Here is a 14919-nt window from a genome sequence, read left to right as displayed (position 1 = left end):
ACATACAAGATAGGAAACAGCGATGAGTATACGAAATTCCTCAGCGGTCGCGGACGCGACGCCGATGGCCGGCGTCGAACATGGAAAACCGGGCCTGCTTGAACGTTTTGCCGATCATTTCCGCAGATACTGGCAGCTGTGGGTGCTTTCCGCGCCGGCCATCGTCTTCGTCGCGTTGTTCGCCTATGTGCCCATGTGGGGCATCCAGCTGGCGTTCCGCGAATTCGATTCGGCCAAGGGCCTGACCGGCGGCGACTGGGTCGGCCTGCACTATTTCGAGCAGTTCTTCACCTCGCCGCTTTTCGGCGAGATCATGTGGAACACCTTCCGGATCAGTCTGTGGACGCTGGTCACCGGCTTCATCTTCCCGATCATCCTGGCGCTGCTGATCAACCAAATCAACTCCAGCAAGGTCAAAGGGTTCGTGCAGACGGTCACCTACATGCCGCATTTCATCTCGACGGTGGTTATCGTCTCGATGCTGAACATCTTCCTCGATCCGAACAACGGTTTCATCGGCAAGATGTTCGGCGACGAAAGCCTGTTGGGCAGCACCTCGGCCATCACCGCCGTCTACTGGATATCCGAAGTCTGGCAGCACTGCGGCTGGAACTGCATCATCTATCTGGCCGCACTGAGCTCGGTGGACACCTCGCTGTACGAGGCCGCTAAAATCGACGGCGCGGGAAGGTTCCAGCTCGTCCGCTATGTCGATTTCCCGGCCATCCTGCCCACCGCTGGCGTGCTGCTGATCATGCAGATGGGATCCGTGCTCAACGTCGGCTTCGACAAGATCTACCTGCTGCAGAACTCTTTGAACCTGCCGGCGACCGAGGTCATTTCGACCTACACCTTCAAGATCGGTATCCAAAGCGCGCAGTTCTCGTATTCGACGGCAATCGGCCTGTTCAACACCGTCGTCAACTTCGTCTTCCTGATCACGGCCAACGCGATTTCGAAGCGCGTGGCGAATTCGAGCATTTTCTAAGGAGCATCTGCTATGAGTGCACAAACCACTGTCAGTGTGTCGCAACTGGCTCCGCGGTCTTCCGGCGACGACATTCCATGGAACAAGAAGCGTCGCCAATCCAAGACCGTCGGCGATTGGGTGGCGGATATCATCATCTGGGCGCTGATCGCGGCCGTCACGGTCGCTGTGCTCTATCCGCTATGGTTCATCATCATCTCATCGATCTCCGATCCGAATGCGGTGGCCGGCGGCCGTGTCAGCTGGCTTCCCGTTGACGTGACCTTTGCCGGATTCGAACGCATCTTCGAAGAGTCGAGCATTTGGATCGGCTACCGTAACACGTTGGTGTATTCGGTCGTCGGCACCGCGCTGAACATGGTCGTCACGATCCCGGTCGCCTTCGCCCTGTCCCGCAGGGAATTCAAGCCCCGTCGCGCCATCCTGTTCATGTTCACGGTGACGATGTTCTTCTCCGGCGGCCTGATCCCCGCCTACATGCTGTACCGCGATCTTCACATCCTCAACACCTGGTGGGTGTTCATTCTGCCGGGAGCGGTGAGCGTGTACAATGTGATCGTGGCGCGCTCGTTCTTCGAGACCTCGATCCCCGAGGAATTGCATGACGCCGCCCAGCTCGATGGATTGAGCTACTTCGGATATTTCTTCCGCATCGTGATCCCGCTGAGCTCCGCCATTCTGGCGGTTATCGGCCTGTACTATTTCGTCGGACATTGGAACGACTTCATGACCGGCCTCATCTACATCATCGATCAGGATAAGAAACCGTTGCAGAACGTGCTGCAGCAGCTGCTGCTGGTGAATCAGACCACGTCCACCGCATCGGTCGGCGTCTCGGACGCGCAGCGCGCGGCTGACCAGATGAAATTCGGCATCATCATCGTTTCCACGCTGCCGTTGCTGGTCCTCTACCCGTTCCTGCAGCGCTACTTCAACAAGGGCGTCATGCTTGGCGCCGTCAAGGGCTAGGCAAGGCGGGAGGCCGGAGGAGACCGGGCTTTCCCCGGCCTCCTCCGATTCTCGACGCATTCGGGTTTCAAAGTGATGAGAGGTCGACGATTATGATGGGACGTTTCGCCATCGGCTATGAGCGGTGCTGCCGTGCGGTGCTCATCGCGTTCACCCTTAACGTCGCCGCGCTGGTCCACACCCTGCTGGGGCTGGCCGTTCTGGGACTCTTCCCCTCGATCGGAGCCATGTACGGATTGTGGCGCACATGGCTGCTGAAGCCGGAGGACCGTTCCTGGACGGTTCGCCGGACTTGGACGATGTTCCACAGGGAGTGGAAAGCCGAACTGCGTTCCGCGAACCTGCTGGGATGGCCCATGGCGTTGCTGGGACTGCTGGTCCTGTACGACTATTGGGTGGTCAATTGGCATGACGTGGGCATGTTCGGATACGCGTGCGCGGGGATCCTCCTGCTGCTGATCGTCGCCGTGGGCGCGTTCTCGATGCTGGTCTGGACGGTGCGCGCGAATTTCGCCGAAAACAATCGCTGGTGCGTGCGCGTCACGCTGCAGATGCTGATCGCCCGCCCCCTGTGCACGCTGACGATGGTCGTCGTCGCCGTTCTCACCATCGCGATCTGGCTGAAGTGGCCGGGAATCGCGGTCGTGTTCGGATCGGCCCTGCCGTCGTTCCTGACATCGGTATGCGTGTACTGGTTCGCCCGTTTGCCGGGCATGGACGTCCGCGACAGCGAATCGTACCGGGCACATCATAAGGTCGCCGTACATTGATATGAAGACCGGGATAACGAAGATTGGCGGAACGCCTCCGGGGGACACGGCGTCGCGGCATCGCCGGCAACGCGTCGAAGGATGGAAGGAAACGAACATGGTGACGATGAAGGATGTGGCGCTCGCGACCGAAGTGTCGATCTCCACCGTTTCCCGTGTGCTCAGCGGCAAGGAGCGGGGGCGCATCAAGCCCGAGATGGCGGAAAGGATCCGCAAGGTCGCCGAGGAGATGGGATACCGTCCGAATCTCGTCGCCCGTAATCTGAAGACCAACAGCAGCCGTATCCTGGGGTTCATCAGCGACGAGATCGCCACCACGCCCTTCGCCGGGCGCATCATGCTCGGCGCTCAGGATGCCGCCCGGGATCTTGGGTATATTTTGTTCTCCATGAATACCGGCAACGATCCCGAGCTGGAAAAGCGGGAGATCGATGCGGCGAAGCGCTATGGCGTGGACGGGTTCCTGTATGCGATGATGTACGACCGTCCTGTGACCGTTCCAGCGGTGCTCGACGGCATCCCCACCGTCGTGGTCGATGCGGTGGATGAGAACGGCAGCCATCCTTCGATCGGTCCGGATGAGCGCGGCATCGCCCGCAGCGCGGTCGAAAGGCTGCTGCAGGCGGGATGCCGCCGCATCGTCTATCTTGATGCCGATGCGCCGATCTATGCGCGGAAGGAACGTCTGATCGGGTATCGTGAGGCGATGGAACGGTCCCGCTGCGGATTCGACGAGTCCATGGTGTTGGCCGTCAATGAACGCGAACCGCAGGATGTGGTCGATCGTTTCTTCGACGAGACGAATCCGGACGGCGTGTTTTGCTTCAACGATGTCCGTGCGCCGTTGGCCTATCGTGCGATCGCCCGCAGGGGATGGCGCGTCGGCCGGGAATGCTCGGTGATCGGTGTGGACAACCAGCCTTTCGTCGCGGGACTGCTCGTTCCGGAGTTGTCTTCGGTGGAGTTTCCGCACTACGAAATGGGCTATTGGGGCGTGAGGAAACTGGTTTCCCTCGTCGAGGAGTGGAACGACGGTGCGGATATCGCAGCGGAAGGCGCGTCGGCCGCGGGCAATGCGAATATCCGCGTGCCGCTTCCTTCCTTGCGCCTCGACGCCCCGCGCATCCCCTGCATGCTCATCGAAAAGGGTTCCGTCGCGCGCTAGACGTTCGGCGGTGTGCTGCGGGCTCGGGTCTTACTATCGAGGCAAACGATTGCCTCATCATTATTCATCAATACGACAACGATCAATGACAAAGAAGGGATTCATGATGACATCAATCGCGCCAACGCATTCGAACGGCGTGGCCTTCGACGCGGACGGATACACGCGGCTCGATCTGTTCCTGGAACGAGCGGCGGAGAGGGAGCCATCGGTCCGACTGGCTTCCCGCGGCGGCGTTGCGGCCGAGCGGACCATGGACGCCGATCTGTTCCGGCAGCATGTGCGGTTCGAACTCGCGCCCGAACGTGAATACACGCTGACGATCGAGGGATGCACCGCTCCCTTCGCCTATCTGTCGGGCGGGGAGCATCTGATCGATCGCGGCATCCGGGTGCTGGACGTCGCGACAGGCCTTGCTGCCGCCGATGGCCGGGCATCGGAGTCCACGGCACACCGCCGTTGCGCGGTTCATTTCGAACCGCCGGAACACTGGATGAACGATCCGAACGGCCTGTGCCGGTTCCAGGGCCGTTACCACATGTTCTACCAGTTCAACCCCTACGGTTGGGGCTGGGACAATATGCACTGGGGGCATGCAGTCAGCCGCGACCTTGTGCATTGGACATATCTTCCCATCATCCTGGAGCCGCAGCGCGAGCTCCACACCCGTCGAGGCATCGCGGGAGGCGCTTTCTCCGGGTCCGCGATCACCGTCGACGCCGACGGGCATCCATGCGACGGCGATGCGGCCGCGGCCATCCGGTTCTATCTGACCCGTCATTTCGAGCGGCCGGGACACCCCGAATCGGTGGAGGAATACCAGACCACATGCCTGAGCACCGACGGTTTGACCGTCGGTCCGGAAATGGTGGTCGTGCGTCGCGAGGACGAGGATTTCGGACGTGATTTCCGCGATGCGAAGGTGGAAACCGGTTTCGGCGGCGCGATCATGGCAATCGCCACGAATCTGCCGGCCGATCGGGTCCCTCCCGCGGGAGGCGCCGGTGCGTCCTGCGACAACGAGGGCGGCTGGTTCACGCTGAACAGCCTGGGGGTCGCGGGGGCCGACCGTCCCGATCCCGATCGCGTGCCTTCCATCGTCGCGTTCCGCAATGATACGCCGGACCTGAAGGATGACGCCTGGGTGTATTCCGGGCCGCTGCTTTCCGACCGCGGCTATGCGGAGGGGCGCACCTACGAATGCCCCGACGTCTTTCCGCTGGACGGTCGCGCGGTGGCCGTGGGCGCGATCATGCACATCCGCACGGCCAACGGGTGCTTCCAGCCGATCCGCTGGTACGTGGGAGATATGGACGATTCCGGACGTTTGAGTGTGGAACGTTCCGGCTGGTGTGATTTTGGCGACAGCTTCTACGCAGTTCAATCGTTCCGCAACGACGATGGACGTAGGATCGCCATCGGATGGCTGGCGGATTGGTACGGCGTTCGCAAAGAGACGGAAAAGGGCGTCAACGGAGCGATGTCTCTGCCTCGCGAGCTGCATGTCCGTGACGGTCGCCTCTATGCGCGGCCGGTCGGCGAAGTCTACGACCTGCTGCTTGGCGACGAGCCGTCATCGGAGAAAACCGATGGCGGCGTCGTCTGGAACGTGCCCGGTAACGCCTATTACGCCGATATCCGCCCCGAGGGCGATTGCTCGGTCGTCATGGCGGACACCGGCGACGTGGTGTGGGAGATGGACGTCCGTCAGGACGGGCGGTTGCGCTGCTTCAGCAAGGGGGCGCCCACCGATTGCCTGTCCTGCGCGGTCGACGTCGAATCGGTGCATCGGGTCGAAGTGTTCTACGACCGCGGAGTCATCGAAGTGTTCGTAAACGGCGGCGAAGCGGCCGGGGCCATGCTCGTCGACGATCCCCGTGCCGACGGTTTCCTGACGGTGAAGGCGGAAGCCTCCTGCAGCGTCAGGACACTGTGCCGATAGCCGCTGCGTCGGACGGGGCGCGCGCGTCGTTTTTGCGGATGTGGTTGAGACACGGCGTCTGTCGCGGTATCGTGTACCATAAGTGAGTCATTTTGGCGGCGCTGTGTCGTTGCGCATGTATTCGCCGGATGACATGGGGCTTATGCCGGGGATCGGATTCGGGAACCGAAGACAAGCAAGGATAGAAAGAGGCTGACATGACTGGAGAAAAGACCACGGATCAGGCCGACGCAACGGAGGAGGTGCTGACTGCGGAGGAGCTGAAGGCCGTTGCCCGAGGCGACGCCGATCAGGTCAAGCCGCAGGGTTCGCGCAAGCGCACCGTCGTCGTGGCGGAAGACGAGTCCGTGAACCGTATGGATCTTGTCGCAATGCTTGAGGACGGCGGCTATGAGGTCGTCGGCGAGGCGGCCAACGGCGAGGAGGCGGTCGAACTGACCCGCAAGCATCGTCCGGACGTGGTGTGCATGGACGTCAAGATGCCGCGCATGGACGGCATCGCCGCGGCAGGCGTCATCTGCGACGAGAACATCGCCCCCGTTGTGATGCTGACCGCGTTCTCGCAGCCGGATCTGGTCAAGCAGGCCACCGGCGCGGGCGCCATGGCGTATGTGACCAAGCCGTATGAGGAATCCAAGCTGCTTCCGGCCCTGGAGGTCGCCATGGGGCGCTTCGCTGAGATCAACGACTTGCTCGACAATGTGGAGCGCAGCGAATCCAAGCTGCGTGACGCGGAAGAGCAGTTGAAGAAGACCGAAGAGCAGCTGAAGAAGGTCGAGGAGACCCTTGAAGAGCGCAAGCTCGTCGATCGCGCCAAGGGCCTGCTGATGGATAAGGCGGACTTCTCCGAACAGGGTGCGTTCCGTTGGATCCAGAAGACCTCCATGGACCAGCGCATTCCGAAGAAGCGTTTGGCCATGGCCATCATCGCCAAGTACGGCGAGCAGAAGTCGGAAGCAGAGGATGAACGCTAATCCGCAGAATACGGAAGGCGCTTCGCGCGGAACGTTGCTGGTCGTTGACGGCCATTCGCTGGCGTTCCGCGCTTTTTTTGCCTTGCCGGTAGAGAATTTCAGTACGCAGAGCGGTCAGGCCACGAATGCGGTCTGGGGATTCGCCTCAATGCTGGCCCAGGTCATCGATGCGGAGCATCCCGACCATCTGGCGGTGGCCTTCGACGTCAAAGGCGGCACGTTCCGCAGCGAAATGCTGCCCGAATACAAGGGAACGCGCGAAGCCGCTCCCGAGGAGCTGCTTTCCCAGCTGCCGCTGATCCAGCGCATGCTCAAGGCGCTTGGCGTCACCTATATCGAAAAGCCCGGCTATGAAGGCGACGACGTCATCGGCACGCTCGCCACGATGGGGGAGAAGGCCGGCTACCATACGTTGGTGCTGTCCGGAGACCGCGACGCTTTCCAATTGGTGACCGACAACGTCACCGTGCTGTACCCGGGACATCATTTCAAAGACCTGAAGCACATGACGCCGGACGCCATCGAGGAGAAATACCATGTCAAACCATGGCAGTACCCCGATCTGGCGGCGTTGCGCGGAGAGACCTCCGACAATATTCCGGGTGTGCCCGGCGTGGGCGACGGCTTCGCCGCGAAGTGGATCAACCAATTCGGCGGTCTTGACGGCATCATCGAGCATGCCGATGAGATCGGCGGCAAAAAAGGCGAGGCCTTGCGCGCGAACATCGATCAGGTTCGTCTGAACCGTTCGGTGAACGCGTTGGTGCGCGACCTTGATCTGGGCATCGAGATCGAGGATCTGACGTTCGGCGAATTGCACGCCGACGAAGTCAACGATCTGTTCGGCGAATTGGAATTCGGCGCCAGAACGAAAAGCCGCGTGCTGAAGTCCTTCAACGGCGGCGAGAAGCCCAAGCTTACCGGCACGGCAAAGGGCGCCGCACAAGAGGAAACCGACCCGTTGGATGTGCGGTTGGATTCCGTTGCCGACGCCGACGCGCTGCAGCGGTGGACGCAGCGGCATTTGCCGGATTCGCATGATCATGCGCAGTGCAAGCCTGCCTGCGGCATCGACGCCGGACGGATCGACCATCAGGCGCTCAGCGCGCAGGCCGTCGGCGTATCATGGGTGCTTTACGCCGAAGGCGACAGCCGACCGGCCCGGGCCGAATTGCATACGGTGACGCTGCATGCGCGGGGCAAGGCCGTCGTGCTGGCCGCTCCGTTCGACGATGCGACGGTGGACACGTTGCGCACGATTATCGACGAACATCATGATTCGATGGTGACGCACGGCTTCAAAGAGCAGTCCCATCTGTTCGGCTCTATCGGCATCGACCTGCCGGTTCCGCTGTTCGATACCAAATTGGCCGGATATCTGGTGCATCCGGATTTTCATGCTGAAACGCTGCAGGACGCCGTCAGCCATTTCCTCAAGTGGCATTTCGAAGAGGAGCGGAAGCAGGAGGCCACGCAGGGGCTTCTCGATTTCGACGATGCGCCGGATGACGCGGGGCGCGATGACGACGCCGAATTGCAGGCCGCCGCGCAACATGCCGCGATGGTGGACGCGTTGGCCGTCGAATTGTCCCGTTCGCTGGACGAACGCGCCCAATTCGGCCTGCTGCGCGCCATCGAACTGCCGGTTTCCGCAGTGCTGCACGGCATGGAAGGTGTCGGCGCGCAGGTCGACGAATTGCGCTTGACGCAGATGCGCGACCAGTTCGCGGCCGACGCGAATGAGGCTCAGGAGATCGCCTGGAACAACGCCGGCACCCAAGTGAACCTGCAAAGCCCGAAGCAGCTGCAGAAAGTGCTGTTCGAAGACATGGGCCTGAAACCCACGAAACGCACGAAAAGCGGTTCGTATACGACGAACGCCGCCGCCTTGCAGGACCTGTACGTCAAATCCGTCGACAACGAGCGCGCGAACCAGTTCCTGGGAGCGCTGCTGCGGCATCGTGAGACGAACAAGCTCAAGCAGATCGTGCAGACGCTGATCGATGCGACGAATCCCAGGGACGGCCGTATCCATACGACCTTCGAGCAGACGGTCGCCGCGACGGGCCGTTTGAGCTCCGTCGATCCGAATCTGCAGAATATTCCGAACCGCAATGCGGCAGGACGTGAGATCCGTTCCGCATTCGTGCCGGGCGAAGGCTATGAATCGCTGCTGAGCGCCGACTATTCGCAGGTGGAATTGCGCATCATGGCCGAACTTTCCGGTGACGAGGCTCTGATCGACGCCTTCAGGTCCGGGGCCGACTTCCACCGCTATGTGGCGAGCCTGGTCTATCAGATTCCGGTCGACGAGATCACCTCCGACCAGCGCGGCCACGTGAAGGCGATGAGCTACGGCTTGGCCTACGGCTTGAGCACGTACGGTTTGGCGCAGCAGCTGAAGATCGCCCCGAAGGCCGCCGAAGTGCTGAAGCAGAAGTATTTCGCCACGTTCGGCAAGGTCCACCGGTATTTGGAATCATTGGTGTCGGACGCGCGCGAAAAAGGCTATACCGAAACGATGTTCGGCCGTCGCCGGTATTTCCCCGGCCTGCAGTCGCCGAATCGCGCAGTGCGCGAGGCCGCCGAACGTGCCGCGTTGAACGCGCCGATTCAGGGATCCGCCGCGGATATCATGAAAATCGCGATGATCCGCGCCGAAGCCGCATTGCGTGCCGGCAATATGGCCAGCCGCATCATTCTGCAGATCCATGATGAATTGGTGGTCGAAATCGCGCCGGGCGAGGCGCAGCAGGCCACGCGACTGGTCAAGGACGCGATGGAGCATGCCGTCGAAATGGCCGTGCCGTTGGACGTTTCCACCGGCATCGGCTCGGATTGGCAGCTTGCAGCGCACTGATCGCCGTCGTGCGACGGCATGAAGCCGTGAATGGCGCCGCCGTTCGCGGCTTCGACGTTATGGAAAGGAGCCGTCATGGCCACGTTGAAGCAGGTCGTTGACGTTTTGGAAACGTTGTATCCGTTGCGGTACGCGGAAAAATGGGATGAGCCGGGCCTGATCGTCGGCGATCTGCGCCATGAGGTCCGGCATATCGTATTCGCCGCCGATCCGTCGATGCGCATCATCGACGAGGCGATCGCCGAAGGCGCCGATCTGCTGGTCACTCATCATCCGCTGTTCTTCCGTTCCGTCCATGCGGTATCCGGTTTGGGATTCCGCGGCGAAATCGTGCGCCGTCTGAATGAGCATGGCTGCGCGCTTTGGGTGGGCCATACGAACGCCGACGCGTCCTATCGCGGCGTCGGCACGGCCGCCGCGGATCTGTTCGGACTGGTCGATCAGCGGCCGCTTGTGCCGATCGACGATCCGTCGGCGGCGCATTCCGTCGGCCTGGGACGTGTCGGCAGCCTGCCCGAGGCGATGACCTTGCATGATTTCGCCGCCCGCGTCGCCTCCGTGCTGCCGCATACGGAATTGGGGATTCAGATCTGCGGCGATCCGGAAGGGCTCGTCCGCACGGTCGCCGTATTGCCGGGTTCCGGCGATTCATTATTCGATGAGGTGCGTGCCGCCGGCGTGGACGTGTACGTCACCAGCGACCTGCGCCATCATCCGGTCACCGACGCCATCGAACAGGCCAGATATGAGGCCGCCATGCGTGCGGGCGGCGTCATGCTGGGACAAGGCGACATCGCGGTGCGTCCGACCTTCATCAACACGCCGCACAGCGCCATCGAATCATTGTGGTTCCATTATGCGCAGACCGACATCCCGGACGCCGTCGAAGCGGCCACCGGCACACGTCCGACCGTGCATTGGAATCGCCGCAACACCGATCCCTGGAGCTTCTCCATCCCATGCCCGGGGCAGGGGATGGCATGATGGAAACGCTGACGGCGGGCTCCTGGAACACGATATGCGACGCCGCGCATGCGCCGGCGGATCATGGCGTGATGGCGGCAGACGTGCGGCGGCGTCTCGCGGCGTCGGGCGACGTCGTGGACATGTCGGGCAAAGCCGAAAAGGTATCCGCCGAAACCGTATATCGTGGCGCGGTGTTCCACGTCGACGACGAACGGATCGCGCTGCCGAAGCGAGGCGGCGGCTCGCTCATCGTCCGCAGGCAGGTGATGCGCCACGCGCCTTGCGTGGTGATGCTCGTGCACGACACGGCGAACGACATGTATCTCATGGAGCGTGAATATCGTGCCGGCTCCGACCTGTTCGCCTACGGGCTGCCCGCCGGATTGATGGACGACGGCGAGACCGTCATGCAGGCCGCATTGCGTGAACTGCAGGAGGAGACCGGCATCGTGCCGGACACGCCCGAATCCTGTCATGTGGACTATATCGGCGGGTTCTACTCGTCGGAAGGCATGTGCGACGAACTGGCCCACATCATGGTCATCCACCTTGATGCATGGCATGCGGCGGAACGTCGTTTCGACGCCGACGAACACGTGCAATCGGCGTGGCTGCCATGGCGGATGCTCATCCATACACGCATCACGTCATCGAACTCCTGGCTGGCCGTGCAGCATGAGGCGCTGCGCCGACTGCAAGGGCTGCATGCGGGCGGTCCAACGATTGACTAGACAAGAAACCGTGTTTTACCTCGATTCGTGAGATACTGGAAACTATGCAGATCAGACCTGGCTCTATGTACCCGCTTGGCGCAAGCTATGATGGCGCCGGTGTGAACTTCGCTTTGTTCTCCCAAGTCGCCCAGAAGGTCGAATTGTGCCTGTTCGACGAGAACGACAATGAGACACGCGTCGAGATGACGGAGCAGAACTCATACGTATGGCACAACTACCTGCCAGGATTGCAACCGGGGCAACGATACGGATATCGCGTATACGGTCCGTACGATCCGGCGAACGGTCTGCGCTGCAACCCGAACAAACTGCTTCTCGACCCGTACGCGAAAGCCATCGAAGGCAATATCGACGGCGATGAAAGCCTCTTCTCGTATTGGTTCCGCAACCCGTACGACAACAACGACATGAACACGCTCGATTCGTCGGCGCACACCATGAAAGCCGCCGTGATCAACCCGTACTTCGATTGGGGGGCCGACAGACACCCCAACATCCCATACCACGATTCGGTGATCTACGAAGCGCATGTGCGCGGCATGACCAACCTCAACAAGGAAGTGCCCCCGGACATCCGCGGCACCTACGCGGGCCTGGCATACCCGACGGTCATCGAATACCTGAAGAAGCTCGGCGTAACCGCCATCGAACTCATGCCGATCCACCAGTTCGTCAACGACAGCTTCCTGCAGGACAAAGGCCTGAGCAACTACTGGGGCTACAACACCATAGGCTTCTTCGCGCCGCACAACGCCTACTCCAGTTCAGGCCAGCGCGGCGAACAGGTCAACGAATTCAAATCCATGGTGAAGGCCTACCATCAGGCCGGCATGGAAGTCATCCTCGACGTGGTGTACAACCATACAGCCGAAGGCAACGACCGCGGCCCGACCCTAAGCTTCAGAGGCATCGACAACCAGTCCTACTATCGACTGGTCGACAACGACCGTCAGCACTACTTCGACACCACCGGCACGGGCAACTCCCTGCTCATGCGCTCGCCGCACGCATTGCAGCTCATCACCGACAGCCTGCGCTACTGGGTGACGGAAATGCATGTGGACGGCTTCCGATTCGATCTGGCCGCGACCCTCGCCCGCCAGTTCCAGGAAGTCGACAAGCTGTCCGCGTTCTTCGACATCGTCGAACAGGATCCGGTCATCAGCCGCGTCAAACTCATCGCCGAACCATGGGATCTGGGCTCCGGCGGCTACCAGGTCGGCGGCTTCCCGTCAAGCTGGTCCGAATGGAACGGCCGCTTCCGCGATTGCGTGCGCGACTTCTGGCGTTCGCTGCCGTCCACGCTGCCGGAATTCGCCAGCCGTCTCATGGGCAGCTCGGACCTGTATCAGATGAACGGGCGGCGTCCGGTCGCCTCCGTGAACTTCATCACCGCGCACGACGGCTTCACGATGAACGATCTGGTCAGCTACAACGACAAGCACAACATGGCCAACGGCGAAGGCAACCGCGACGGCGAAAGCAACAACCGTTCATGGAACTGCGGCGTGGAAGGCCCCACCACCATCAGCGACGTCAACAACCTGCGCTTCCAGCAGATGCGCAACATGTTCTCGACGCTGCTGCTCAGCCAGGGCATTCCGATGATCTGCGGCGGCGACGAGGTGTGCCGCACGCAGCAGGGCAACAACAACGCCTACTGCCAGGACAACGAGATCTCCTGGACGCATTGGGACCTGAGCGAAGAACAGCAGGACATGTTCGACTTCGTGTCCAAGCTCATCCATCTGAGGCTGGAACATCCGGTGCTGCATCGCCGCCGCTTCTTCACCGGGCGAAAGCAGGGGGACGACGCTTCGGTCATTCCACAGGTCGAATGGATGGACCACACCGGTTCCATCATGGATATGGCCGACTGGCAGAACACGCACGCCTTCTCCGTGATGATCTACCTGAACGGTTCCGACATTCCGGAAGTCGACTGGTACGGCAACAAGATGATCGACAACGACTTCCTGCTGATCTTCAACGCCCACTACGAGCCGCTGATGTTCACCCTGCCGGACGAACGCTACGGCAGAAAATGGCGTCTGATCGTCGACACGCATAATCCGAAGGGACCGGAACTCAACTATGAGGCCGGTTTCATGATCACCGCGCAGGCGCGCAGCTTCATGATGCTGATCAGCGACGACGACAAATGATATGGCATGATGCGTGACGCGGCGTAACACGCCGCGGAATGCGGCTGCGGGCCGTGCGATCCTTCAAAGGAGGCGCGGCCCGCAATCATATTCATGCATTCGTGATTTCATTTATTGGACGACAGGCGTGATTCCAATAGTCCGTTGCCGTCCAACAGTCCGTCGCCGTCCGAATCGAGCATGCGCTCGACGTTGGCGTTATACGATTGCACCATCGCCAACTGCGTCTGCACGCGATCTGATTCGATCGCGGCGATCTGTCGTGAAAAAACGATGAACCAGCCCAAAAACATGAAGCCGGCCAAAGCCTCCACATTCGTCAACGTATCATTGCCGAGCATCATGTTGATCCAGAATCCCGCGCAGACGAGGCCGCCGATATCCGAAATCGCCATCATCGCCTTCGACAGGCGCGGCGCCAGCCAGGGAAGCGACAAAAACAGCGCCGCCATCACAACGGGCAGGCTTTTGGCGAACATATTGTGCACGATCTTATGCGGCGTGTAACGGAACATGCCGATTCCCATGAACGCCAGTCCCGCAAGCGTCAGCAGAATCGACAGCAGCAGCATGCGAAGCATGAAATGGGAGATCTCAAAACCGTGATTCGTCTCGCTGCGGTCATGATGCAATTGCATACGGCGCAGGCGTTCCGTCGTGATCAGTTCCGACACGGAAAAGTAGCTGACGATGATCACACAGACGCCGCACATGACCAGCGTCGCATTGAACATCGTCGCGGCGAATGTGGTGCTGTCACCCAATTGCGAAAAGTTGTTGTGATACCAATTCGGATCGTCCGTCGTCAAACCGGCCGTACACACTCCCGCAACCACGAAAAACGGCAGCAGCGCCGCCAGCGTCTTCGCGTTCATCATTTTCGCCTGCACCAGCGTCATGTAGCCGGTCACGCCGGCGCAGCCCGCGCATACCGCAGGCAGATAATTGATGAACAGTTCGCTTCCCATCATTTCATTGACGGCATTGAGCAAAGCGAACACCGACAGAAACAACGTCGCCGCATACACCGCAGACAGGGCGAGCGTCTCAAACACTCGACGCAGAGGAACAAGCCAGCCGCGCTTCAGATTCAGCGAACGGGAACGCTGCATATATCCGACGCAGAACGATACGACGCCGCAGGCCGCCACGATGCCGGCGCTCACCATGAACCGGCGTTGCATCAGCTGCCAGATGGCGGGCGCGGTCTTCAGATAGATGACTATTGCGGCTTCGCCGACGCAGGCGCAAATGAAAAACGAGATCAGGCCGGCCGTTTCCGCACGTTGATGACGTCCCACGCACCCTCCTTTGCCGGACATTAAAGAATACGGCCAATTGTAGTGCAGTTGCTGCGAGGGATTGCTGGAGTGGCGATGAAGCGGG

At 60.9% G+C, this 14919-nt stretch carries 11 protein-coding genes; 10 read left to right on the top strand and 1 reads right to left on the bottom strand.

Annotated features, from left to right (window positions below; translation table 11 throughout):
• Positions 1 to 64 precede the first annotated feature (64 nt).
• From AC1AX7_RS00135 to glgX, 10 genes are all read left to right on the top strand, one after another.
• Positions 65 to 988 carry an ABC transporter permease gene (locus AC1AX7_RS00135; protein ID WP_476508376.1) on the top strand — a complete coding sequence of 308 codons (924 nt, stop codon included), beginning with the start codon at positions 65 to 67 and terminating at the stop codon, positions 986 to 988.
• 12 nt (positions 989 to 1000) lie between these two features.
• Complete coding sequence (locus tag AC1AX7_RS00130) at positions 1001 to 1957, top strand: carbohydrate ABC transporter permease (protein WP_476508089.1); 957 nt, start codon at positions 1001 to 1003, stop codon at positions 1955 to 1957.
• 92 nt (positions 1958 to 2049) lie between these two features.
• Entirely contained in the window at positions 2050 to 2727 is a 678-nt protein-coding gene (locus tag AC1AX7_RS00125; RefSeq protein WP_476508088.1) for a YesL family protein, read from the top strand.
• Positions 2728 to 2824: 97 nt separating this feature from the next.
• A complete protein-coding gene (locus AC1AX7_RS00120) occupies positions 2825 to 3892 on the top strand; it encodes a LacI family DNA-binding transcriptional regulator (protein WP_476508087.1) in 1068 nt (355 codons plus the stop codon).
• Between the two features lie 103 nt (positions 3893 to 3995).
• Complete coding sequence (locus tag AC1AX7_RS00115; RefSeq protein WP_476508086.1) at positions 3996 to 5834, top strand: glycoside hydrolase family protein; 1839 nt, start codon at positions 3996 to 3998, stop codon at positions 5832 to 5834.
• 197 nt (positions 5835 to 6031) lie between these two features.
• Positions 6032 to 6808, top strand: coding sequence for an ANTAR domain-containing response regulator (locus AC1AX7_RS00110; protein ID WP_476508085.1), 777 nt, complete (start codon positions 6032 to 6034; stop codon positions 6806 to 6808).
• Entirely contained in the window at positions 6798 to 9668 is a 2871-nt protein-coding gene (gene polA, locus AC1AX7_RS00105; RefSeq protein ID WP_476508084.1) for a DNA polymerase I, read from the top strand. Before AC1AX7_RS00110 ends, polA begins: the two co-directional genes overlap by 11 nt.
• A 75-nt stretch (positions 9669 to 9743) precedes the next feature.
• A complete protein-coding gene (locus AC1AX7_RS00100; protein WP_476508083.1) occupies positions 9744 to 10652 on the top strand; it encodes a Nif3-like dinuclear metal center hexameric protein in 909 nt (302 codons plus the stop codon).
• Positions 10653 to 10723: 71 nt separating this feature from the next.
• Entirely contained in the window at positions 10724 to 11365 is a 642-nt protein-coding gene (locus AC1AX7_RS00095) for an NUDIX hydrolase (RefSeq protein WP_476508375.1), read from the top strand.
• Positions 11366 to 11409: 44 nt separating this feature from the next.
• A complete protein-coding gene (gene glgX, locus AC1AX7_RS00090) occupies positions 11410 to 13533 on the top strand; it encodes a glycogen debranching protein GlgX (RefSeq protein ID WP_476508082.1) in 2124 nt (707 codons plus the stop codon).
• 107 nt (positions 13534 to 13640) lie between these two features.
• Here the strand turns inward: glgX and AC1AX7_RS00085 are convergent, their stop codons facing one another.
• Entirely contained in the window at positions 13641 to 14834 is a 1194-nt protein-coding gene (locus AC1AX7_RS00085) for an ABC transporter permease (protein ID WP_476508081.1), read from the bottom strand.
• Between the last annotated feature and the right edge of the window lie 85 nt (positions 14835 to 14919).

It is taken from the genome of Bifidobacterium sp. LH_449, from assembly GCF_056356755.1.
This window is presented reverse-complemented; position numbering and strand designations above follow the sequence as displayed.